General features: G+C 47.3%; 20 protein-coding genes and 1 pseudogene. 14 read left to right on the plus strand and 7 right to left on the minus strand.

Annotated features, from left to right (window positions below):
- Positions 1-147: 147 nt before the first annotated feature.
- From BP95_RS0109275 to BP95_RS0109315, 8 genes are all read left to right on the plus strand, one after another.
- Positions 148-1,023 carry a radical SAM/SPASM domain-containing protein gene (locus BP95_RS0109275; protein ID WP_021255344.1) on the plus strand — a complete coding sequence of 292 codons (876 nt, stop codon included), beginning with the start codon at positions 148-150 and terminating at the stop codon, positions 1,021-1,023.
- A gap of 381 nt (positions 1,024-1,404) precedes the next feature.
- Positions 1,405-2,166 carry a restriction endonuclease gene (locus tag BP95_RS0109280; RefSeq protein WP_028531985.1) on the plus strand — a complete coding sequence of 254 codons (762 nt, stop codon included), beginning with the start codon at positions 1,405-1,407 and terminating at the stop codon, positions 2,164-2,166.
- Positions 2,167-2,406: 240 nt separating this feature from the next.
- The gene (locus BP95_RS0109285) at positions 2,407-2,985 is read left to right on the plus strand and encodes a class I SAM-dependent methyltransferase (RefSeq protein WP_021255342.1); all 579 of its coding nucleotides are present in this window, start codon (positions 2,407-2,409) and stop codon (positions 2,983-2,985) included.
- A gap of 125 nt (positions 2,986-3,110) precedes the next feature.
- Entirely contained in the window at positions 3,111-3,821 is a 711-nt protein-coding gene (locus tag BP95_RS0109290; protein WP_021255341.1) for a response regulator transcription factor, read from the plus strand.
- Complete coding sequence (locus BP95_RS0109295) at positions 3,814-4,881, plus strand: sensor histidine kinase (RefSeq protein ID WP_139170692.1); 1,068 nt, start codon at positions 3,814-3,816, stop codon at positions 4,879-4,881. The genes BP95_RS0109290 and BP95_RS0109295 overlap by 8 nt, the downstream gene beginning before the upstream one ends.
- Before the next feature lie 265 nt (positions 4,882-5,146).
- Positions 5,147-6,058 (plus strand): ABC transporter permease subunit, encoded by a 912-nt coding sequence (locus tag BP95_RS0109300; protein WP_028531987.1) that lies wholly within the window; start codon positions 5,147-5,149, stop codon positions 6,056-6,058.
- A 4-nt stretch (positions 6,059-6,062) separates the two neighbouring features.
- Positions 6,063-6,974 carry an ABC transporter permease gene (locus tag BP95_RS0109305; protein ID WP_227774841.1) on the plus strand — a complete coding sequence of 304 codons (912 nt, stop codon included), beginning with the start codon at positions 6,063-6,065 and terminating at the stop codon, positions 6,972-6,974.
- A gap of 303 nt (positions 6,975-7,277) precedes the next feature.
- Positions 7,278-8,570, plus strand: coding sequence for a Gfo/Idh/MocA family protein (locus tag BP95_RS0109315; RefSeq protein WP_028531989.1), 1,293 nt, complete (start codon positions 7,278-7,280; stop codon positions 8,568-8,570).
- 140 nt (positions 8,571-8,710) lie between these two features.
- Here BP95_RS0109315 and BP95_RS0109320 read toward each other — a convergent pair whose 3' ends face one another.
- The 3 genes from BP95_RS0109320 to BP95_RS0109330 all read right to left on the minus strand — a co-directional run bounded on the left by BP95_RS0109320 (position 8,711) and on the right by BP95_RS0109330 (position 11,933).
- Entirely contained in the window at positions 8,711-9,922 is a 1,212-nt protein-coding gene (locus BP95_RS0109320) for an MFS transporter (protein WP_028531990.1), read from the minus strand.
- Positions 9,923-10,362: 440 nt separating this feature from the next.
- Complete coding sequence (locus tag BP95_RS0109325; RefSeq protein WP_028531991.1) at positions 10,363-11,205, minus strand: 1,4-dihydroxy-6-naphtoate synthase; 843 nt, start codon at positions 11,203-11,205, stop codon at positions 10,363-10,365.
- 2 nt (positions 11,206-11,207) lie between these two features.
- Complete coding sequence (locus BP95_RS0109330; protein WP_081819845.1) at positions 11,208-11,933, minus strand: futalosine hydrolase; 726 nt, start codon at positions 11,931-11,933, stop codon at positions 11,208-11,210.
- Between the two features lie 376 nt (positions 11,934-12,309).
- Here BP95_RS0109330 and BP95_RS0109335 point away from each other — a divergent pair, with 376 nt between their 5' ends.
- The gene (locus BP95_RS0109335) at positions 12,310-13,065 is read left to right on the plus strand and encodes an acyl-[acyl-carrier-protein] thioesterase (RefSeq protein ID WP_021255333.1); all 756 of its coding nucleotides are present in this window, start codon (positions 12,310-12,312) and stop codon (positions 13,063-13,065) included.
- A gap of 189 nt (positions 13,066-13,254) precedes the next feature.
- Complete coding sequence (locus BP95_RS0109340; protein ID WP_227774817.1) at positions 13,255-14,403, plus strand: phosphodiester glycosidase family protein; 1,149 nt, start codon at positions 13,255-13,257, stop codon at positions 14,401-14,403.
- Positions 14,404-14,471: 68 nt separating this feature from the next.
- Here BP95_RS0109340 and BP95_RS0109345 read toward each other — a convergent pair whose 3' ends face one another.
- Positions 14,472-15,077, minus strand: coding sequence for a pentapeptide repeat-containing protein (locus tag BP95_RS0109345; RefSeq protein WP_028531993.1), 606 nt, complete (start codon positions 15,075-15,077; stop codon positions 14,472-14,474).
- Between the two features lie 379 nt (positions 15,078-15,456).
- On the opposite strand from BP95_RS0109345, the gene BP95_RS0109350 reads away from it, so the two are divergent.
- On the plus strand, positions 15,457-17,388 hold the full coding sequence (locus BP95_RS0109350) for an ATP-binding protein (protein WP_021255330.1): 1,932 nt from the start codon (positions 15,457-15,459) through the stop codon (positions 17,386-17,388).
- Between the two features lie 79 nt (positions 17,389-17,467).
- On the opposite strand, the gene BP95_RS0109355 is transcribed toward BP95_RS0109350, so the two are convergent.
- Together BP95_RS0109355 and BP95_RS0109360 are read right to left on the minus strand one after the other, a co-directional pair.
- A complete protein-coding gene (locus BP95_RS0109355) occupies positions 17,468-17,710 on the minus strand; it encodes an NHLP leader peptide family RiPP precursor (protein WP_021255329.1) in 243 nt (80 codons plus the stop codon).
- 66 nt (positions 17,711-17,776) lie between these two features.
- Entirely contained in the window at positions 17,777-18,715 is a 939-nt protein-coding gene (locus BP95_RS0109360; protein WP_028531994.1) for a hypothetical protein, read from the minus strand.
- Positions 18,716-19,215: 500 nt separating this feature from the next.
- Between BP95_RS0109360 and BP95_RS0109365 the strand changes: the two genes are divergently transcribed.
- On the plus strand, positions 19,216-20,064 hold the full coding sequence (locus tag BP95_RS0109365; protein ID WP_021255327.1) for an EcsC family protein: 849 nt from the start codon (positions 19,216-19,218) through the stop codon (positions 20,062-20,064).
- A 179-nt stretch (positions 20,065-20,243) separates the two neighbouring features.
- Here BP95_RS0109365 and BP95_RS33795 read toward each other — a convergent pair.
- Positions 20,244-20,408, minus strand: a pseudogene (locus tag BP95_RS33795) (DUF438 domain-containing protein); the annotation flags it as partial.
- A gap of 499 nt (positions 20,409-20,907) precedes the next feature.
- On the opposite strand from BP95_RS33795, the gene BP95_RS0109370 reads away from it, so the two are divergent.
- Entirely contained in the window at positions 20,908-22,653 is a 1,746-nt protein-coding gene (locus BP95_RS0109370) for an ABC transporter ATP-binding protein (protein WP_028531995.1), read from the plus strand.
- On the plus strand, positions 22,646-24,508 hold the full coding sequence (locus BP95_RS0109375) for an ABC transporter ATP-binding protein (protein ID WP_021255325.1): 1,863 nt from the start codon (positions 22,646-22,648) through the stop codon (positions 24,506-24,508). The genes BP95_RS0109370 and BP95_RS0109375 overlap by 8 nt, the downstream gene beginning before the upstream one ends.
- The last annotated feature ends 49 nt before the right edge of the window (positions 24,509-24,557 follow it).

Below are 24,557 nucleotides of genomic sequence, written 5' to 3' on the forward strand. Positions count from 1 at the left end.
ATCGTCGGGGTCGAGCGTGATGGAATTAGGCTCTTCCACGCTAGTTCCTGTATGTTCCGCCCAGATTAAGTTGAATGCAGGGGCATTTTCGTGCATAGTAGAGGGTGAGGACAGTACGGAACTACTACAATAGAATGGGGAACAATCTTGAAAACGTTCAAAAAAGTCTATATAGAGCTGACCAGTGTATGCAACTTGGCTTGTACGTTCTGTCCGCCGACAGAACGCAAAGCGAACTTCATGAAGCTGGATGCATTCAATCATATTCTAGATGAGATTAAGCCGCATACAAATCATATTTATTTGCATGTCAAAGGGGAGCCCTTGCTCCATCCGAAGATCGATGAATTATTAGATGCAGCCCATGAAAAGGGCTTCAAGGTCAACATTACAACGAACGGTACACTTATACGCAAGAACAAGCATAAGCTGCTTGGCAAGCCGGCTCTGCGCCAGATGAACTTCTCGCTTCATAGCTTCGATGGTCATATTGGCTCGGAGAACCGTGATAAGTATCTTGCTGATATTTTGGAGTTCGTGCGTGAAGCTGAAGAGCATAAGGTTATCTTCTCGTTCCGACTATGGAATTTGACTCAGGATAATAAAACGAACATGGAGCGTAATCGCAACCGCGAGACACTTGAAATTATTGAAAAAGAATTCAATTTGGACTATCGAATTGAAGAAAAAATTATCCCGGGTAGCGGTGTTAAGATCGCAGATCGTGTTTATTTGAATCAAGACCATGAATTTGAATGGCCAAGCTTGAGCGCTCCGGAGGATGAGGGCAAAGGTTTCTGCCATGCGCTTCGTTCCCAAGCAGCGATACTCGTGGACGGAACCGTTGTACCGTGCTGCTTGGATGGCGAAGGGGTTATTAATCTCGGTAATGTGAACCGTGACTCATTCTCGGAGATTGTTGAAAGTGAGCGAGCGAACAACTTGTTCTACGGATTCTCCCGCAGAGAAGCTGTGGAGGAACTGTGCCGCAAGTGCGGGTATCGCAAGCGGTTCGGCACATAGCTGAATGATGTAAATCTGAGCGACAGCAGCGCATGAAGGTAGGAAGTTCATGCCCTTCTCTCGAATGCGTTGAAAATTGAAGCCCTTATTAATCATGTATGGTTAATAAGGGCTTATTTGCTTGCTGTTCATGCCAAGCTTGATGGCGTTCAACGTGAATGACAGTTTGCCTCCTTTAATACGATCGAAGAGTTTTGGCTTCCCTTGGTGAGACACTCGCACATATGATATACACTGTTATTAACTTCATATCTTCCGTCTCTTTTATTTGTTCTAGTGTTGTTGCGATGCTCTAATTGAGGAGGAAGACATTTTAAGGGTTTATCAAAATGTTTCCAGGTTGTAAAATGTTGATATATAAACAACAGGAGAGATATGTACATGGGAAGCAGTGAATGGATGTTAATCGCAGCTGTTATGATAGCCATTTTGCTCGGAGCTTCGATCTTTGTTGCGATTCAAGGAAAGAAGCCATCGAAGAAGAATGGAAGATTACCGCAAAACCGGGCAAAGCGAGGTACTACAAATAGAGCTTCAACACGTTGTCGTGAAGATGAAGCGATCTTATCAAGTAAGTTGGAAGACTTGACGGGTGCTGAGTTCGAGCGCCTGTTGGCCCTTTATTTCCGAGATCAAGGTTATGGGGTCACAGAGGTGGGAGTCGGCGGCAGCGATGGGGGCGTGGATCTTGTGATTACGGATCGACGGGGAGAGAAGACCGCTGTTCAGGCGAAGTGCTATGCCAGTCACCATAAGGTTCCTGTGCAGACGGTTCGTGAACTTGTTGGTGCTAAACGGAATCACGATTGTATTTTATCCTTGTTGATTACGACATCAGATTTGACGGGGCCAGCGAAGAAGGAAGCGGAACAATTCAAAGTGGATTATTGGCACGGTGCACTCATTGAACACAAGCTGCGTTCATGGGGGAAGTGGAATCCTGGGAAAAGGACATCGAAGAAAAGTAGTCGAGAAATGGAAGTAGCAAAAGCAGAGCTGAAGCAAGGTAGTAAGGAAAGCGCAGCATCCGCATCAATGATTTGTACTTGCGGCTCGCCAATGGTGAGAAGAAAAAGCAAGCAAGGACAAGCATTCTGGGGATGCTCAACCTATCCGAAGTGCAGGCATACCCGATCGGTATAATGGTACTCTAGGAACAGAACACATATAACTAAATTACGAAACCGCTGGATGATCAATCATATAATCATAGTTGACGTTAAGCGGTTTTGACCTACCCACACTTTTTTATCCGTAGAATCTATCCCTTCAGAAATTCTTCAGAACTCATTAAGAACTCATTCAGAGCAAACTCCCTATGATCCCAAGACATGTTGGATATGATAATAACAACCAAGGATACGAGCGAAAGGGAGACGTCAAATGAGTGTGAACATGATTCGGGAAAAGCTACTGTTCTTAAATACATTTTTTCGAACGCCCAAACAGATAGGGAGCATTACGCCAAGCTCACGATTTCTCGCGCAGCGCATGATGGATGCTGTGGACTGGCAAGAGGTGCAGCATGTTGCCGAATTAGGCGCGGGAACAGGGGCCATTACCAGATTTATCGATACGGTTAAACGAGATACGGCCAGAGTGATTTTGTTCGAGAAGGATCCATTGTTGCTGGCGCGATTGCAGGATAACTATCCCGAATACGCTGCTTATCCGGATGCTGGTGAGCTAGGCAAGATATTGGGGGATGAAAGTAGGGAGCAGTTGGATTGTGTGCTGAGCGGGCTGCCATTCTTCAACTTCCCGCAGCAGTTGCGTGATCATCTGATCGAGGAAATTTACGCATCGCTTAAGCCGGGAGGTTTATTCGTTGCATTCCAATACTCTCAACAAATGAAGCCGCAATTGGCTCGCTATTTTGATATCGAGAATATTCATTTTGTGTTTCTGAACGTTCCACCAGCCTTCGTATATGTATGCCGGAAAGGGAGCGGGTTGGAGTAATCGGGTATTCGGCCTTCGACTCTCGATCCTTTTGGGAGTTGATTATCATTTCTTTTTCAATTGGATTGTTCATACACTTCTCTTAAGCTGTATACTTGCTCTACAGAAAGGAGAGTAAGGATGGGATGAGTCAAGGGATATTAGTAACAGATGATGATGCGGACATACGAGATGTGCTCCGCATTTACTTGCACAATGAAGGCTATACCGTGTTTGAGGCAGCAGATGGGATTCAGGCATTGGAACTGCTGCAGCATGAACATATTGATCTTATTATTCTGGACGTGATGATGCCGAATATGGATGGTATGCAGGCATGCATGGCCATTCGCCAACATACGAAGGTGCCGATTATCATGCTCTCCGCCAAAGGAGAGAGTCTGGATAAGATCACTGGACTTCATACAGGCGCGGATGATTATATCGCCAAGCCATTTCATCCGATGGAGCTTCTGGCGAGGGTGAAGGCTCAATTGCGCAGACAATCTTTCGCGGAACAGGAAGAACGCATCATGCAGGCGCCCCCGATTTCAGATGAAACGTTTATCGAAATAAAGGATTTATGCATATATCCGGAACGGCATCTCGTTATTGTCCGGGGGAAGGAAGTGCTGCTCACCCCTACTGAATTCTCGATATTGGAGCGGCTGGCACGGCGGAGGGGGCATGTATTCAGCATTGATAAGCTTATTGAATTGGTCTGGAAGGAAGACAAATTCATCACGGACAATACAGTAATGGTGCACATCCGCAATATTCGAGAAAAGATTGAAGAGAACCCTAGAGAGCCTCAGTATATTAAGACCGTATGGGGAGTGGGGTATCGGATTGAATAGAAGGATATGGGCGATGCTGCATGGTAAGCATAACATCCGAGGACGTTTGTTCTGGTTTGCGCTTCTCAGCTTGTTTTGTACCTTTATTACAATGGCGCTCATGGATACGGTATCGTCCTATTTAATAGGTCACGGTGTCAGTCCATTAGTGTTTCTGTTTCTATACCTTGCATACTTCTTTCTCTTTACACGTGGTTTACTACAAGATTTAAAGAGATTGACAGAGGGGATCTTGTCTATTGCTGAGGGAGATCTGCAATCCCGTGTAACCTTGGATAGACAGGATGAACTCGGCATTATTGCAGATTCTATTAACCATATGGCGGAACAGTTGCAGCGCATGATTGAGAAGGAGCGTCTTACCGAGCAGATGAAGATGGAGCTTATTACGAATGTCTCGCATGATTTACGCACACCGCTGACGAGTCTGATTGGATACTTGAACTTGTTGCAGCAGGAGGGGGCAGCAAGCAAGGAAGAGCAGCTGCGCTACCTTCACAATGCATGCCGGAAGACCGAACAGCTTAGCCAGCTGATCAATGATTTGTTCGAATATACAAGACTAGCTGACAATCGAGTGGAGACCGAGCGCTCTCGTCTTGATTTGAGCGGACTGCTCCGCCAATTGCTTGTTGAATTTGAACCGTTGGCAAGAGAGGCGTCGCTCACGATTCAGCTTGTCCATGCATCCCAACGTGCGATAATGATAATGGCAGATGCAGAACTGCTTGTTCGAGCAATGGATAACTTACTAATGAATGCGTACAAGTTCTCGGTAAGGCCAGGAGAAATTACGGTGCGGATCTGGGAGCAGAATTATACAGTATGGCTGGAAATAGAGAACTGGGGGCAGCCTATTACGAAGGAACAGGAGCAGCGATTGTTCGAGCGGTTCTATAAGGCGGAAGCCTCTCGTAACGATCAACACGATAGCCCCGGGGCGGGTCTCGGCCTATCTATTGCCTATCATATTGCAAGACTGCATCGTGGTCAGCTCAGCATGTCGCATGAGGAGGGGAAGTTCACGTTCCGTCTGGAGCTCCCGCTGGACAGTCAGTAACAATGGATAAGTCTGGTTTCTCCCCTATACCATGGAGTCAATAGAATAGATCTAGTAGGAGAGGGCACATTTCCAGTTCATTTGGGAATGTGCTTTTTTATGGTGTTGAGAAGGAGACGATCACCTAAGCAATCAATCAACAATCTTAGAAGTGATCTATTTCGTGGATAAAATAACCATAAAAGGATTGCATCGTCTTCACAATACAGGAATGATATGGTATCACTAGCATATGGATCGCGAGAGAATCACTCAGGAGGAAAATATGAATCTAGTACTGCATATGGTGAAGTCATTATGCCTCAGCTTTTTTGCATTGATCATGATAATGCTCATTGTCCTATTTCCACGCAAGCTGGACATCGGCATGGAAGGCTATAAGATGACAGCGACGTATCAGTTCAGCTGGTCGCAGTATGCCGAGAACATCACAGGATTTATACGCGGTATCTTTGTTGACAATACCTTAGGCGTAACTCGTTACGGGGAAGCTGTAGGTTCTGAGGTGCTGACAGTGATGGGGAACAGCCTAACTATTATTGTGATTGGCTTTCTATTAAGTTTTATATTGGGCTTGTTGAAAGGGATTGCTGACTATAAGCTGTCCAAGTCGAAGTGGAATGTGATCGGGAACGGAACGACTTGGTTGTTTCAATCGGTGCCTGACTTCATGGTCGTGCTGCTCATTCAATGGTTTGTTATTCGATACATGCCGTTTATTCATTTCTTTGAGCAAAAAGAATGGTATGCCTTCCTCATTCCATCTGTACTTGTATCCGTATATCCGGGTATGTATATTGCACGAATTACGAGCGCTGCAATTGCGGCGCAGGAAGGACAGATGTACATTCAGGTTGCCAAAGCGAAGGGAGTCGCGCAGCGAATGATTTTGTTCAAGCACGTTGGCCGCAACAGTATGGGAACGATTTTGTCCCACCTGCCTTCCTTGTTCGGATACACCCTGTCTAATTTACTAATGGTTGAATACTTAATGAGTTATCCTGGTGCAGCTCACCGTTTGTTCCAAGCGATTGATTATGATACTAGCTTCGGATCGGGAGTGAATTATGAGCCGGGTGTCATTATCGGGATTGCTTGCTGTTTTACGATTATGGTGGTGCTAGTTCAGTGGATTGCCTTGCTGGCCAAGCGTTCCATTGCGCCGACATCGAGATAAAGGAGTGTCCTCATTGAAAAACTACACACTATGGATCGGTGGGGCAATGCTCGCCTTGGTTTTATTTGTGATGTACCTTGGTCCAGAATTGCCGTTCATAGACAAGTCGCTTACACCCGAAAAGCATAGATGGTCAGAGCAGGGCAAGCTCATGCTGCCTCCCTACAAAGCTTCGGATCTGAACTGGATTGGCTCGGATAAGAAAGGCGTCGACAACTTGAGCAAGCTCGTGGTAGGAACCAAGGAGACGGTCTATATCGTCTTCTTCATTGCTCTGCTGCGCTATATAATTGCAGTGCCATTAGGCGTGCTCGCGTATAAGCAGAAGGGAGTTGCTCATTGGCTGGTAACAAGCTTGAATCAGATATTCACGTTTCTGCCTGTTATTTTCTCAGCTATTCTATTACTGAGTATGCCGTTCATCCAATATTCGAGCAATCGTATTCTATGGGTAATCCCAATTCTCGCTTTGCTTGAGGTGGGGCGAGTGGCACATATTGTGCAGCAGCAAGCGAACCATATCTCGCACGAATTATTTGTAGAAGCAGGAGAGTCGCTTGGATTAAGTGGATGGCGCCTGGTTCGAAATTATTATATGCCGTCGCTTGTACCGGAGATCGTCATTAATTTTTGCATTGATTTGGGCAAGGTCATGCTGCTTATTGGACAATTAGGTGTGTTGAGTATTTTCTTGACGCACAATTGGGCCGAGGTTGATTACTTCACCATGAAATTTGTGAATACAAGCACCAACTGGGTGTCCTTGCTTGCGGAGACGCGCGCGGATATTTATTTAAGCAAGTTCACTTTCGTATTTTATCCCGCGCTCGCTATTCTGTTCACGGTGCTCACCTTCAATCTATTGGGAGAGGGCCTACGACGCCACTTCAACCGCCGTATGGGCTCCTATTTATAGAAGACAGAGAGACGAAATACGATGCGAATTTTGAAATCATCACGTTCGACAGAGACAGAATCCAGCAGGCAGAGAATCGAGCGGAGACAGACAAATCTGGCTTGGCGTTATGCAGAAGGATAGCAAGCTTAGCTTCTTCGTAGAGTGGGAAGAGCAGGATATCTTCATGACATACGATGTTCATAAATAGAGTGGGGAAATGCATTGCTCCGAATGGATATTTGCTTTAAATTATAGAAATATAGACAAAGAAAAATATCCCAATCACAACGAGATGATTGCTTAATGGAGGGTGCCGGAGAGATGAGTGTGAAGGCCATCTTGCTAGGAGCAGGAGTGCGAGGAGCAGATGTATACGCACAGCATGCTTTGCAATTCCCAGAGGAATTAGAAATTGTCGCGGTTGCCGAACCGGACGAGGAGAGGCGGGCGGTGTTCGCGCGCGAGCATCATATTCAGGCGGAATATGTATTTTCGGATTGGAAGGAAGCACTGCAAGGGGCACGCTATGCGGATGCGGTGATGATCTGCACGCAGGATCGCATGCATTACGAAGCGACGATGATGGCACTGGAGCAGGGCTATCACGTGTTGTTGGAGAAGCCGATCTCGCCTTCGCCTGAGGAATGCGTCGAGATTGAGGCAGCAGCGAGACGCTGTGATCGAATCGTTCTTGTATGTTATGTGCTGCGCTACACACCATTCTGGTCCTCTATCAAGCAGGTGATCGATGCAGGCAGCATCGGAAGGATCGTGAATATTCAGTTATGTGAAAATATAGGCTTCGCTCACATGGCCCACAGTTATGTACGTGGCCATTGGAGTAAGACGAGCGAGTCCAGTCCGATGATATTAGCGAAGTCATGCCATGATTTAGATATCATTCTGTGGCTCATGCAGCAGGATTGCAGGCGGCTGACGTCCTTCGGCTCGCTGTTCCATTTCAAGCGGGAGAATAAGCCGGCAGATGCACCGCTCTATTGTACAGATGGCTGTCCACACGTTAATGAATGCTGCTATGCGGATTTGAGATATTACTTGGGAGAAGGTCGCCGTCGTGCGCTGCATTTTACGAAGGATCCTACAGATGAGCATATTCGGGATGTGATTCGCGAGACGCCTTATGGGCGGTGTGTCTTCCAATGTGACAATGATGTCGTCGATCATCAGGTGGTCAACATGGAATTTCGCAACGGAGCTACGGCATCCTTTACCTTGTCAGCCTTCACGCATGACAGCTCGCGAATGGTGCAAATATCAGGAACGAGCGGGGAAATACGCGGTAACCTAGAGAAGCAGACATTCATAGTATATGATTTTGTTCATGATACTTCACAAGAGATGCATGTCCATGATGAGGGGCGCGAAGGCTGTACGGTCATGATGCATGAATTTTGCCGTCTCGTATCGTCGCAGCCATACAATAGGAGCGACCTATCGGCTGTGCTGCGCGGCTCCGTGCAGAGCCACATGATGGCGTTCGCTGCCGAACGATCCCGATTGCATGACGGAATGCCTATGGATATTCAGCAGCTGACGCGATATTACCAGCAGGTAGTTAGCAAGCCCTTGGTAGGTACGTGTTCAGAGCGGTAATGTTCCAACGATCACTCGATAAGAAAGAGAAGGGGCTCACCGACGTATGTAAAAATTACGTTCGGTGCAGCCCCTTGTTATTGTAGAACGATGATTCTGTCTTCCGTAACGTAAACCTGTAATTTCTGAGGATTACAGGTTTACAACTCTTTGCTTGTTCCTGCGGCCTTCACTGGAACGCGGTCACCACGCTGCGTCCAGAACGCCAACCCCATCGTTGCAAGCAGCAATATACCCGTGACCCAAAATACCATGTGGATGGAGAACACACCACTAATCGCTCCCCCAACGAGTGGGCCGAGCATTCCGCCAAATTGATTCGCGGTCTGATTCAAGCTGAAGGCGCGCCCGCGGAACTCACTGTCTGTTGTCCGCACCACGAGTCCGTTCAATGCTGGGAACACAGCACAGAAGAAGATGCCATATGTAAAGCGAATAATCGAGAACCACCATATATTTTGAAACGGAATTTGAGCGAGCGTACCGATACCGCCTGCGAGCAGGCCGATCAGAAGAACCTTCTGGAAGCCGATACGGTCGGCAAGCTTCCCCCATCTTGCTGCGAACAGAATACTAGCTATGCCAACAAGAGAGAATACGAACCCCGCTACTAATGAGGCGTCCTTCGCTGAATGCCCGATTTCTACAATGTAGAGGGGGAGAACAGGCTCTATCGTCATGACCGAGAATTGGGTCAATAGGGACAGCAGAAGTACGATCATGAACGGACGATTTACGGATGCGATCCGAATGGTATTGACGATCGAACTGCTATCCTTCGTTGGAACGAAGTTCTCCTCTTTTACCCAGAAGATGACGAGCAATGTTGCAATCAAACATAAGATGCCTGCACATGCGAACGTCAGACGGCTGTCGAACAGCTTCGATAAGATGCCGCCGAGGAGCGGTCCCATTATTGTACCGGTTGCAGTGGCGGTTGCCATCATCGACAAGGCATAGCCGACCTTTTTTTCAGGTGTGCTTGTGCCAACAAGGGCAATCGATCCAGGGATGAACCCTGTCAACAGGCCTTGCAATATACGGATCGTTAATAGCTGGTACTGATTCGTAACGAAGGCTAGCATAATATAAGTTACGAATAGTACAATTCCGGCCCGGATAATCATTGGCTTGCGTCCATACTTGTCGCCAATCGCTCCCCAGAACGGAGAAGAAATGGCGCCAGCGAAAAATACGCTGCTGAACAAAATTCCTGACCATAGCTCAATATGATCCTTTACACCAATTTGAATCAAGAAGAGCGGCAGGAATGGGACGACCATGGAAAAGCTTGATGAGACGATGAATGTACCAAACCATAGAATCCATAAATTTTTCTTCCATGTTTCCATTGGACTTTCACTCCTGTAGTTGTTTTCAGCAAGAGAGCGATTCCTTCGGAGTGTGTTGTTCCTAGAATCTCGTTTCTATTTGCCTACTTCCTTTAGCAATAAACTATTATACACGACCCGCCTATGAAAAGCTTCCAACGTTTGCATATGCAAACTCGCTGTATCGTATGCGGTGACATGCCGAATGGACAGCATATCCTTTCATAATGGGCATATGATCGAAGAGTCGACAACTAAATAGGGGGGCGTATAGAAGGGACAGATTGTCTTCCTAGCTTGAACCTATTCATCTCCTGTCTCCCGTAGGCGCCTAGCGATATATCAGCCAAGTGTCTATCACTGTCGGCAGCGAAAGAAGCAAAGAGAGCGCCCGCGTAATTTGCGGGCGCTCTACTTCGTAATGGTATAGTATACCTAGCGTTCGCGAATCACACTATAGACTACAAGCGAAGTGCGGCTAAATCGAAAGCAGGCACGAGACCTTCCTTCGCTGCGCGGCCAAGCAGTGCTTCCACTGCAGCATAGCCGTCTTCACCTAAGTTTCTAGTAAATTCATTCACGTACAGGTTAATATGGGCATCCGTTACTTCAGGCGACATCTCCTGTGCATGAGCTAGGACGTATTCACGTGATGCTTCCGGGTGAGCCCATGCATATTCGACTGATGCGCGTGCCCATCTGGCGATTGCGTTCACATCAAGCGTGCGGCGGGCGATTATGGCACCGAGTGGAATCGGCAGGCCGGTATCCGCTTCCCACCACTTGCCCAGATCGGCAAGCATTGTGAGACCGTAAGACGGATATGTGAAGCGAGCTTCATGAATAACTAGCCCTGCATCAATGTGGCCATCTCGAACGGCCGGCATGATCTGATGGAACGGCATGACGACAATCTCTCCGACCCCGCCTGGCACATTCTGTGCAGCCCACAACCGGAACAATAGATAGGCTGTAGATCGTTCACTGGGTACTGCGACACGTCGGCCAGACAAGCTGGATGGGTCAGCTGGGGTCGAAGCCGATTCCTTCGTCAATACAAGCGGTCCGCAGCCACGGCCAAGCGCTCCCCCACATGGCAGCAGGGCATACTCAGACAGTACCCAAGGCAATGCTGCGAATGAAATCTTGAGCACATCTAACCCGTTGCCACTCGCTGCAAGGTGGTTCGTGATATCAATATCTGCATATGTTACATCTAACTCCGGGGCACCCGGTATAAGTCCATGCGCCCAAGCATGGAAGACAAACGTATCGTTCGGACATGGGGAATAGGCGATTTTCATGATTACAGAACCTCCACTAAAACTGCGCTGGCAGCTTCCAATGCATCCAGCGCTTCTTGAATCCGCCAAGCGGCACGATTGCGCGGGCCGACGGCATTCGATATCGCGCGTAGCTCCAGTACGGGCAGACCGAAATCCTGCGCCGCGGTTGCTACGCCATAGCCTTCCATGGCTTCAACGGCTGCTCCAGGCACACGTTCTGCCATTTGGGCTGCGGTTGCAGCTGTGCCTGTCACGGTTGCAACCGTGAGCACGGGGCCGGAACGTGCTGGCAGATTCGCTGCTTGCAGTGCTGTCGCTACTTGAGCGACAAGCCCAGCATCGACAGGAATGCGAGCAGAGCCGAAGCCAAGCTCGTCCAGACTGGAGAATCCCTCTGGGGTCTCCGCACCTAAATCTGCGGCAATGATGTCGCTTGCGACGACCAATGATCCAATCTCAGCTTGTCCGGGAAATCCCCCGCCGATACCGGCACAGATGACAAGCCGATAGTTGGATGAACCCTCATTTGCAAGCTTCCGAGCCGTCCGGGCTGCGGCCGCTGCGACACCCACGCCACCGAGAATGACGTCATATTGAGGATGATGCTGAAGACCGCGCAATACGGCATCCCGCTCTGCTGCGACAGAAGTCACAATTAGAATGCGGCCCTCTGTTGGCTGTTCGGCGGCTTCAGCTGCACTAATGACAGTTGAAACCGCTGCTGAGGCATCCTTCATTTCCTTCATCATGTTGGTCGCTCCTTTATGATACAAGACAAGCGTTTCACACACACCGTCTATCGCATCGGAAAAATTATATATCGATTTACTTCCTTCAAATTATCTTCTTCCTCAATTTCTGTAAAGAGGGGATTTATTGTGTAAAGGGGATAATCTATGCTTGCTTCTTATCTTATGTTTATACTAACATATCATAGGATGGTTTATGAATAGAAGCATTTACGATTACCAAGTGAGCTCATGATCGTGAACAGGTTTCCGCAGTGGAAGCAGCGGTTTAGCAGATCAATATCGGTTATGATATTGTTGGGCATGGAATGACTGATGCAGATAGATGGACTCAAAAGCAGGCAGATGATTGTTCAGAAGGAGTTGATTAGAAGTGGTCTCAAATCGTTGGAGTGAGCAACATGAAGTATCATCTGATAACTGTGATTACAAGCGCGATTGTCGCTTGTCGACATTAATGGAGTGGATGCAGCGGGCAGGTGATTCCCATCTTGCATCGCATGATGTATCCATGGACGAATTGGTAGGCAGCGGCATGGCTTGGATGCTGTTGACCGTGGATTTGGAACTGATGAGAATGCCGAAGTACGGAGATGTACTTCAGTTGGATACATGGCATAAGGGAGCGAGAGGCGTTCAATGGCTGCGTGATTATGTGGTCTACGATGCAGAGCATCAGCAAATTGCTCAATCCCGCACGACATGGGCACTTGTTGATCTGAATAAGCGGCGTATTCTTCGGGCATCCGCATTTCCTTATGATGTTCCTGTCAATAATGAGGATTCTGTGGGGGAGATGCCTGAGAAGGTTGCCATACCAGAAGAATCTTCTCTTCGCCTTGCTTATACCCTCCACGTAAGACAGAGCAGTATTGATATGAACGGCCATTTGAATAATGCCAGATTTGCTGATATATGCTTGGATGCGATGACGCAAGAGGAATTGGAACGAGGTGTGTCGCGCTTCCGAATTACGTACCATAAGGAAATCATTCTCGGGGATCAAGTAGATGTATACCGTTCTACTGGTGAAGCGCTGCATGCAGATGATCGCCGCTGCTTTATTCGTGGACAAGCTTCGGATGGCAGTACGTTGTTCGATGCTGAAGTTGTTTATCGAGAAGAATAGCTGCTGGATAGATGGTGCCGGGGATTGGGGAGCGCTAACGTTGCGCTCCTCTTCTCTGTGACAATGACATTAATCGTCAGAATGATCGGATTACGTCGGCTAATTGACATAATTGTCGAAAAAAGACATCGTCCTCAAAAGGATGATATGATACTATATTCCTGAAATTGGATTTTTTCGCCTGGGAGAGTGCAGAAATTGAAAAAAATAATAACAGCAGTTCTAGGGATAGCCTTAACTTTTACATTCATTACACCACATGGGCAAGCTCACGCAGATGCAAGTTCATATGGGGTTATGGATACGAAGGCGTACCGTACTTACGTCCCGATACGCTATTTGAGCGATAAGCTGCACTATCAAGTGACATGGGAGCCTACGAGTAAGCGCATAGAGGTGGTAAGCGACGATAATTATCTGGAGATGACATTAGGTACAACGCAGGCATACGTCAACGGAATGAATACGGAGTTGGAAGCAGCCCCATTCCGAGCAGGGGGGACGACTTATGTTCCGGTTCGGTTCGTCAGCGAAGCAATGAACCTGTCTATGGAATGGGACAAGAACGGATCGCTTGTCCATTTTTGGAATGGGGACAGTCATGTTCGCTTGCCTATTGTCTCGAAGCAGCGGATCAACCAAACATCGTCAATTGAGAAGAGCTGGCGAGCATTCAAGGTCGGGAACAAGCGGGTGACGACCACGATGCTGACCATAAATCTGCTGCATCCTCATATACGTCTCGGCGTAGGAGTGGGTTACGGAGGAGAGGGCTCGGTCGATAACCTCAAGCATATGGCAAAGCGTAATTATGCAATCGCTGCGATAAATGGGGGCTACTTTGATGCCTATTCCAATTCGAAGGTGAAGGTTCCGTATGGCTATGTAGTTAGAAACGGAAAAATGATACATAACGGCTCTGGCGATAAACGAAGTGTGCTTCTGTTCACGAAAGATAATCAAGTAGAGATGATCCCGGGGCCATCGTTCATAGATCGATTCCAAGAAGGGGATGTGTACGGAGCTTTGCAGGTAGGGCCGCGTCTTATTACAGACGGCAAGATTACCGTTAATCTGAAGGGCGAAGGCTTTAAAGATCCGAAAATATTGAAGCACAGCAGCATACGCAGTGCGGTTGGTATAACAAAGGACTACAAGCTAATGATCTTGACTACATCCAGCGCTACGATTCCAGAGCTTGCTAAAGTGATGAAGCAGGCTGGCGCTTATCAGGCGATGAATTTGGATGGCGGAGCATCAAGTGGCCTTTATTACAATGGAAGATATATGACATACCCTGGGCGGAACATTAGCAATGCGCTGCTCATTTTTAAATAAAAGAAGTACTGAAAAACAGCCGCGAAATTGCTATATTAGCAGACTGCGGCTGTTACTCTATCTACGAATCAATCTACCTTGGCTCCGTATGCTCTAGCAAATGCAACGGCTTGAATCATATCAATTCGGACTTTGGTAAGTTCCAGTGCTTTGAAGTTCACTCCGTTCATCTCCGCACCCCGCAAATCTGCACCAGCCAATTTGGTTTTGGTGAGATTTGTACGGGTTAGATCGGCATCCCGTAGGTCAGCCTTCTCCAGCTTGCTTTCAGTCAGGTCTGCCTCCATGAAGCGAACACCACGCAAGTTCTGCCTCGTTAAGTTCGCATGGCGCATATTCGTATACGACCAATCTCCTCCGATAATCGTTATGCCATCCCATAATACATTGGTGAAATCCGTCCCTACCATTTTGCATTCTGCAAATTTGGCCGCGAATAAATTCACTCCTGTGAACCGGCAATTCGTAAATGCACTGTGCGTGTGTGTAGAGCCATTGAGCACGGCTCCGGTGAAATCACAGTCAATAAATTGACAGCTTGTTGTCACTGCTCCATCTAGTTGTGCACCTCGAAAGCGGCAGGAGGTAAACGTGCAATTGCGTAGCTCAGACTCGCTCCAATTGACATAGCTAAAGTCGTTGCCGTCGTACTGTTTTTCTATATAAGTTGTCATAGGATACTCCTTTGTAGATTTCATACGATATCGTTCATCTATTCCAGTAGTTATCGTAACAAGGAAATCTACCTGTTTGCAATGATGCAAATATTACGAGGGGACACCACGAAAAAATACATTTCGACATTCTTTTTTCGACAGTCATCTCGCTATTGTTTGTATATACTTTCTCTAAGTCTTTTCCCAACCATAGATCGACACAGAAGTAGCATGAACAGGTATTTTCAACAAGATCCATGAAGATTATTATATTTTATGGAGATGCATATTAGAAATGGTTCAATTTCCAGATTCTAAGCAGGATTTTACATATTTTTGTTGAAGTATTGCCCATATTGGATATGGAATGATCCTTAAATACATACAGGGGTGTGAAATGGGATTTAAAAACTGGTTCACGCGAGGTATTTTCATAGGCCTCATTATATTGGTTATTGGAGCTATAACATCGCCTTCTCTATTATCCACACAACCAGAACCCACTAAAATAACGATTACCCAATGGGATGTAATATGGGAAAAGCAGCAAAGTGCATGGAAGGACATTGTAAGGAGAACAGAGGGATGGGAGACAATTGATCTTCAATCAAGCGTCCCTCTAAAGCCACAAGGAAGCCAATCTGCATGGTATCGAATTTCTCTCCCGCCTGTGCATTGGGATCAACCCGGGTTATACATAAGTATGTTATATGGATTTGAAGTAGATGTATACTCGGATGAAGGTAGAAAGCTGTACCACTCTGCACGTGATTATGGATCTGACGTATATCAAATTCTTGTGCCGATCAGACCATCCTCTAATAGTCAACATGTATATATCCATACGGCTACAACGGTAGAACGAATTGGAATCCAGAAATCAATCATCATCGGCAATTACCAAGAAATCATTCAAGATTATGCGAATCAAGGGCTCATAGATATTTTACTAGGTAGTTCATTGGTGTTTATCTCCATTGTAATGCTTATTTGCGTCTTTTCCCTTCGTAATATTGACGTGCCCAGTTGGTTATCTCTTAATATCGTAATCATGGCTGTTGGTATTATCATGATTACGAACTCTAAGTTTATTCATACTTATTTCGGCGAATATGGGAAACTGACTGTCATCTTATTTGACATCGCCATGCAAGCCCTTTCCCCAGCACTAACTTATTATTTCGAGCAAATTACTGGGCCCGGACCATTCTCAATTACATTGAAAATCAGGAAGTTTCAAGTTGTTTACTCTATACTCATGCTTGTGTGCCTGTTTATAAATATACTATCTAATAATCAGTTCTATGGTTTTTTTTACTTTATAACCGTCAAAGTGTATGCAGTCCTAATTGTCGGGCAATTATGCTTGCTGACGGGGCTTTCTATCGTATACGCTATCCGAAAAAATGTGGACGCGATATTGTTTGCAATTGGCTTTACTGTTTTTGCTATTGTGACATTAGGAGAATTAGTTTGGTTTCTGCTTCATTCTGGCCAGTATGAACTTACCATTTGGAAATGGGGAGTTATTGCCTTTATCATTGCCTTCATCATGATTATGGGCAGAAGAATCGTTGCGACGCATGAACAGGTTATTCAATATTCCAAGGAGCTTGAAATGTACAACGGCAAGCTGCAGCATTCCGAAAAGATGCACATCATCAGCGAACTTGCAGCCTCTGTAGCCCATGAGGTGCGCAATCCGCTTCAGGTAACGAGAGGATTCCTTCAGTTGATGAAGAATCACTCGAATGACAAAGAAAAGGAATACGTGAAGCTTGCATTAACTGAGCTTGATCGCGCATCCGAAATTATTACTGATTTCCTCACTTTTGCGAAGCCAGAGCTCGAGGATGTCGTGATTCTTAATGTTGGGGAGGAGCTTAGGCAGATTGAGGGGATACTTATGCCGCTTGCAAATATGCAGGGTGGTGTTATCGAATTGGAAGTAGAGTCAAATTTATTGATTTACGGCAACTCATCCAAGTTCAAGCAAGTATTTATCAATCTGATCAAGAATAGCATCGAAGCACTGCAGGATGGCGGCATGATCCGAATAGCAGGGTATGAAGAAAGAGGGGGTATCATGATCTGTGTTCAGGATGATGGTGTAGGGATGGATCAGGAGGAGATAGCACGCCTTGGCGAGCCTTATTTTTCGAATAAGACGAAGGGAACTGGGCTAGGGTTGATGGTCACCTTCCGCATCGTTGAAGTTATGCAGGGAAGCATCCATTTTCACAGTGAGAAGGGGAAAGGGACAGAGGCGATCGTGCGCTTTCCTTCTGCACTGGAACAGCCACCTATTGCGCTTCATAGTGGTACTTAGACGATTATACAATAGTGAGAAGGGGCATTCCACAAGTCATAGCCTGACGAGGGAAAGCCCCTTTTTAGAGGGAGATTATTTACCAGACGAAACGGCGAACGCCTTCTGCAGGGAGTGTCTCTGCTGGATTTGGAGGTATGACGAGGACGAAGCGATCTTTTGTTTCTTCCTGAGTCGTTAGTTCAACATGGTCAGGAATCGAAATGCCTAGCACTTCTTTAATGGCAGCCTTCGGATCTTTGAGCAAGCGCTCCTTAAATGAAGGATCTTCCCAGGCCTTGTGAATGATTTGATTTTTGAAAAGTTGCTCCGTAGTTACCATGTGCACCCCTCCGTATATGGAATGAACTACACAGATAATGTAACACTTTGCCTGTTTTCTGAACTACTACTTTGTTACCGAATTCGACAACCAATACGACAATCCGCCCATCATCAGCACTTCACGCTGCTGTCGAATATGGTCGGCTTCTTCGACAAGAATGTTTGCTAGTGAACGGTTGAACTCTACAAGTTGAGGGGACGCTTCCGGCATGCCATCCAGCTTGGCTTGAAGTTTCAAAGCTTCTTGACCAAAGGAAGCGAGGATGTCGGATACGGTAATGGCATGTCGAACGAGTTCCTCGGTAAGTGGTTTATCTGTCGGAATCTGTTGAATAGAACGAATCCACGCCAGCAGACAATTATAGCTTCCATCTTGTAGATCTGTCTGCCAATCTGCCCAGTCATCGGTCATCTGCAAACAAACAAGCACAGTATCAACGGCCTCGTTTACATGCGGGAGCTTATCCTCCATACCCGTTAAGAAGAGCGCGCCGCTACTAGACAGCTTGACGAGGGCTGACTTGTGAGCGACCTTGAGGCGATCCGTCATAAATACATCCTGCTCACGCTCGCTTGTGACGCCATGAACCCACTCCCATGTGTACTGCCTGAAGCTGTCCCATAACGGGGACTGGGGAGGGAACATCTGTCTATAGATGTCGAGCAATTCGATATAGCATAGATTACCCAAGGCAAGCTGCTCGGCCTTATTATCGCAATCATTATCCATGACATCATCTTGGATAAAGTAATAGAGCATGCCGAATATGCTTGCAAGCGCCAGGCGGCGGCAATGCGCTGTCGAGAGTCCAGTCATGTCCTGCATCCAATAAGGGAGGCAGTAGCATATATAATTATTTGTGCTTCGATCGTTACTGGGATTGAATTTCTCTATATAGCGCAATCCTGCGTCATTCAGCGGGGCTGGGAATGCCTCGATGATACACTCGGCATCTTGAAAGACCTGTTCAATCTCGGAGCGGAACGGTTCATACCAATGCATAGTATCCCTTCTTCCTATGTGATTGATGTTGCAACTCTGATATGTATGATGTTCGGACATGATGAGAAAACTGGCAGGCGTGTGTAGCGTTTGTGAGTAGGATGGTAGCAGAATGAAAGCATAAGAGCTAGGTGTGAGTGCGGAACTGACACAGAAGATGCAGATGTTGATAGGATATCTTGAATAGGAAGTAGGAAGCTAGGAAGTTGAGATCAGTTACCACCAGTATAGAGGAAGATTGGATAAATCGACAAGAACATTGCTGACTATTAGGAAGAAGTCCAACTGGAGAAGTCTGCCTACAAAAATCTATCTACAAAAGTCTGTCTATCAAAGTCACATCTCGCTTTGCTCATTTCGTTTCTACCTCGGCGCTCCCCTTGAGTTACCAGGGAACGGGATCTCGCTCGGGGAAAAGGGACGCAACCTACATGAAGCCATTCCGTATTGGTATAGAAATAACGGTTTAATCTAATGCGGAGACGGAGAGATCAAGAGGAATGGGAGAATCGAGAGACGAGCTTCAACAGATGCTGCAAGCGATAGAGGAATGGGAACGCGAGCAGAAGGACTTATCCATATTCGAGAAGATAGGACGGCTGCCATTCGCGCTGCTGGATCGCTTCACTCCCAAGGGGATACAGAATAAGATTGCTGAATTGCTAGATGAGTTGGGAGGCTATCTCCATACAGGAGGAAGCTACCTCATCCAGAAGAAAAGCATATTACAAAAGCTTCGTGCAAAGTGGGCAGAAGAAGATCCTGTTTCCTTGGCGGCCTCTACTGCGCAGGGGAATCCACTGGATCTGCTGGCTGTGAAGCAGATGCCGCTAGCTCTGAGCAACACAGTTGCGGATTCGATACGGGAATCCAATAAGAAGGTAGCATTTGCTCAAGGGGCAACGACGGGATTTGGCGGCATATTTACATTAGCGGTGGATATACCTGCGGTTCTTGGGATCGCGCTTAAGGTGCTTCAGGAGACGGCGATCTGCTACGGCTTCGATCCGGATGATCCCAGAGAGCGGCTCTTTATTGTGAAGTGTATGCAGTTCACGATGTCCGACATTGTAGGCAAGCAGGCGGTGCTGCAAGACATTGGCGACTACGACAACCCGAATAGACTTCGAGACTCAGTGTCTGAAGTACAGGGATGGCGGGAGACGATGGTGTCCTTTACCGATAATTTTGGCTGGAAGAAGCTGTTCCAATCCGTGCCGGTTATCGGCATGATATTCGGTTCGTTTATGAACCGTTCTATGATTCATGACATGGCAGAGACAGCGCAGATGCTATACCGCAAGCGGGCAGTGCTGGAACGTCTCAATGCGCAGGATGACTGCTGTTAAGCGCTAGTTGCAGATATTGCTTGCTGCCCCTTCGAACCGATCCTTAATCCTATGGCAAGCGGCTCAAAGGGGCAGTGGTTAGATGTAATGAATTCGGCCCAGCGGCAGCGGCCTGCGGCACAATTCACGTAAAGCAGGCCGCGGACCAGAGAGGCCAATGATGGAGATCAGGAGACGCTCTAGGACATGATTCGCTTCTGTCCCTCTAGTGCTCGAATCTCGCTTACATTTTGCGTAAATTCTAACGTCCCCATATATTGCCCCGACTCGTCCCGAACAACGAAATAGCGAAAATAGACGAACTTATCCTTGAACGGGATCCAGAAATCCTCGACATCTTTTTTTCGCGATTATTAATAAGTTCGCTCATCGTAAGTCTCCTTTGCCATTGAGATTCATTATCAATAAGTCAATGCATGCTTAGATGATAGCAAAGAACAATACGGGACGATTTAATTGAGATCACATTTTGCTTTGCATAATTTCTGACGTATTTCTTTGAACGAATTGCTTTTCCGTACCCAATCTTGGAACAGTACGGCTTATTTGTGCTGGCTAGGCACTTCATTTGTGTGTGTGGATAGGTGTGTTCCCATTTTGTAAAGAAGAGTGAGGAAGCATAGGTGTTATGGATGTAAAAATATGGTTTGTTAATGGCAGGTATTTCAATTACTATTTATGTATGGATATACACAGTGCGATGTAGAAATGAAGTGCATATCAAGTAGAGGAGTGCCGTAGACAGGCGGGCCCACATGCGGCTGATGAAGAGTCAGTCGATGCCGACATGGCCCAGTGCACGGCGCTGGTTAAACGAATATGAGACGGGATGTGATGCTATTCATGAAGGGAAAGACATTGCTGTTTAGTCATGTCCGTGCTCATCTGCCGCTCTATGTGACAGCTGTAGGCTGCATGGCGTTAGCCAATATCATTTACTCCTTATTCCCCACCTTGCTAGGGCGATTCACTGATGAGCTGCAGATGCGGGGGCTGGCGAAGGAGTCCGTGATTCATTACAGCTTATGGCTGCTTGGAGTTGCTATCGGATATGGCTCCTTGTTTGGAATTGGACAATATTTGAATCATCGCCTAGGACGTAAGTTTGAATTCAACATGAGACAGAAGCTGTTTACTCAATTTACAAGATTAAGTGAGCACTATTATTCGAATCATGGTGTAGGCAAGCTGCTCAGCTATTTCATGAATGATGTTACCTCGGTTCGAGAAACGATTGCCAACGGCGTGAACCAGACGACGAATGCGACGATCCTGCTCCTGTCGGTCATCATTATGATGGGGGTAAGTGGCATTCCGCTATATTTGGTATTCGTGTGCGTGCTGCCACTGCTTACGATTCCGCTGTTTGTCATTTATTTCGGACCGCGCATTCGCACTCGTTCTCGTGCGGTGCAGGATTCCCTTGCGGCGATGACGGAGTCCGCAGAAGAGCAATTCGGTGGCATGAAGGTGACGAAGACATTCGCAGTTGAGCATGTGGCAGAAGAACGCTTCGGCGCAACAGTGGATCAGATTTGCAGCAATCAATTAGGGCTTGTGCGGATGACATCTCTCTTCCAAGCGCTCATTCCGTTCGCTGGCTCACTTTCCCTCGTTATCGCAATAACGTATGGGGGTGTGCTGTCGATGCAGGGACAATTATCCCTTGGAAGCTTCGTTATGTTAACCCTGTATTTGCGCATGATTATGACACCCCTGCAGCAAATCGGCAATGTCATCAATGTGATGCTCCGCTCACGAGCTTCTCTTGATCGCTTGAACCGGCTGTTGAATGAAGAGCCGGACATCCGTGAATATGCGGGTGCTCAGCCAATCTCGGCGGACGATGCTGTGATCGAGATCAGGAACCTGACATTTGCCTATCCAGAGGAAAGTAGAGAATCATTAGCTGATGTGAATATTCAGATATCAGCAGGCAAGACGCTCGGCATTGTTGGCAAGACGGGCAGCGGCAAGTCGACACTAGTGAAGCTGCTGCTTCGCGTCTACGATCCTCCGAAGGGGACAATTCGGATCGGAGGCCAAGACATCTGTGAAGTTACGCTAGAGAGCCTGCGTACCCAAATTGGGTATGTGCCGCAGGATGGATTCCTATTCAGCACGACTATTCGAGATAATATTGCATTCTATAACCGAAATGCTGCAGACGAAGCGGTTGAGGAGGCGGCGAAGCAAGCGGACGTATGGGACAATATTATGGGATTTCCCGATCAGTTCTTTACGAAGCTGGGAGAGCGCGGCCTTACCTTGTCCGGCGGCCAGCGTCAACGAACGAGCTTGGCACGGGGAATGATTAAGAACGCGCCCATTCTCATTTTGGATGATAGTGTAAGTGCGGTTGATGTTGTAACAGAGACGACGATATTGAACAATCTCCGGGAAGTTCGAAAGGGCAAGACGAACATCATTATCGCACACCGGATAAGCGCTGTACGCCACGCTGATGAAATTATTGTCCTTGATCATGGCAGCATTGTGGAACGTGGAACACATGAAGAACTGATCCATTCAGGCGGCTATTATGCCTCGCTCTATACGATTCAAGAGGAGGGGAAGAGAAATGCCTGAACCGACAGCGAACGTGAAGGGCAGGAACAATCATCATCCTGCACAGCCCAAGGAGATAGGCTCACGCATGGTAGGGGCTTCTCCCGAAGAGCGCAGGCAATCGTTTCGCGCTATGTTCGCTTATGCGAAGCCGTATCGCTTGACATTTCTCGCCATATTTTTATGTACATTCCTTGCAATTGGAGCGGATTTGCTGCAGCCTTATCTCGTGAAGATCGCGATTGACGATCATGTCTTGGCCGGGAAGCACGGTGTGGGCACATTATTTCTGATTGGCGGCAGCTATTTGCTTCTCGCGCTGCTTAGCTTGCTGTTCACCTATATTCAGGCGAACCTGCTTCAGAAGGTGGGGCAGGGCATTGTCGGCCAGTTGCGGAAGGATCTGTTCAGACATATATCAAAGCAATCGATGTCATTCTTCGATCGCCATTCGATGGGCAGCCTCGTAACGAATGTGTCCAGTGACACCGAGACGATCAACCAGTTCTTTACTCAAGTGCTGTTAAGCGTAGTAAGGGACGGCATGTCGCTTCTCTTGATCGTGGCGTTTATGTTTTCGCTCGATGCGAAGCTTGCGATGTTCTGCCTTATCTTGTTCCCAATTATTTTGGCGATTGCTATCGCTTTCCGGAAGGCGCTGCGCTCTGCTTATCAACGCGCACGGGGTGAGCTGTCAAGGCTTATCGGATTTTTGGCGGAGAATCTGTCGGGTATGGGCCTCATCCAGGCGTTCCATCAGGAGAAGGAGCAGACAGAGCGCTTCACGGCGCAGAATCGGAAGTATTTGCAAGAGAATCTGCGCGAGGTGAGCACGAGCATCATGTTCAACCGCTCGTTCGATGTGCTCGGCAATGTGTCGGTCGCATTCATTGTGTGGCTTGGCGGCATGGCCGTATTGGATACGTCATTGGCGTTCGGGGTTCTGTATGCCTTTATCAATTACATTCGGCAGTTTTTCCAGCCGATCAACCATATTACCCAGCAATGGAACACGCTCCAATCCACAATCGTATCTATGGATCGCTTGTGGCGCATCTTCCGCATTCAACCTGAAGTACAGGATCCGAAGCCAGAGCAGGAGCATAATGTAGTTGCCTCTGAAGTGCAGGGCCAAGTCGACTTCAATCATATTCGCTTCGCTTATGTTGATGATCGCGACGTGCTGCATGATCTGGATTTGCACATTAAGCCAGGTGAGTTCATAGGCATCGTAGGCACGACGGGAGCTGGCAAGAGCTCACTTGTGAACCTGCTCGCGCGCTTCTATGACGTCAAGCGGGGAAGTATTGAGATTGATGGGGTTGATATCCGCCGACTGCCGCAGCATACGCTGCATCAGATTGTCGGACTAGTGCAGCAGGATCCATTTCTGTATTCGGGATCCATTCTTGATAATGTCCGCTTATTCCAGGATACCGTATCGCGGGAAGAAGTGATCTGGGCCTGCAAGTCGGTTGGGGCGCACAGCCTGATCAAGCGCTTGAAGCATGGCTATGATACAAGGCTGTCTGATCGCGGGAGCGGTCTATCGGCGGGAGAACGGCAGCTGATTTCTTTCGCTCGGATTCTCGTGTTCCAGCCCCGCATTCTCATCTTGGATGAGGCGACGGCACATTTGGATTCTCATACCGAACAGCTCATCCAGCAAGCGCTTGAAGTGGTCTCAGAGGATAGAACGACGCTCGTGATTGCTCACCGTTTATCGACGATTCAGCATGCAGATCGCATTATTGTCATGCGGCATGGCCGCGTTGCAGAGGAAGGGACGAACGAGTCCCTTATTGCACAGAATGGATATTATGCAGAGCTGATCCATCATTCGCGTTCGTACCCAAAGACAGCCCAGCAACAATAATCTGCTGAATACGATGCATCTTATCTCCTGATCGCAACACAGAGCTAGA

It is taken from the genome of Paenibacillus sp. UNC217MF (assembly GCF_000686865.1).
In the GTDB taxonomy this organism is placed as follows: Bacteria; Bacillota; Bacilli; order Paenibacillales; family Paenibacillaceae; genus Paenibacillus_B; species Paenibacillus_B suaedae.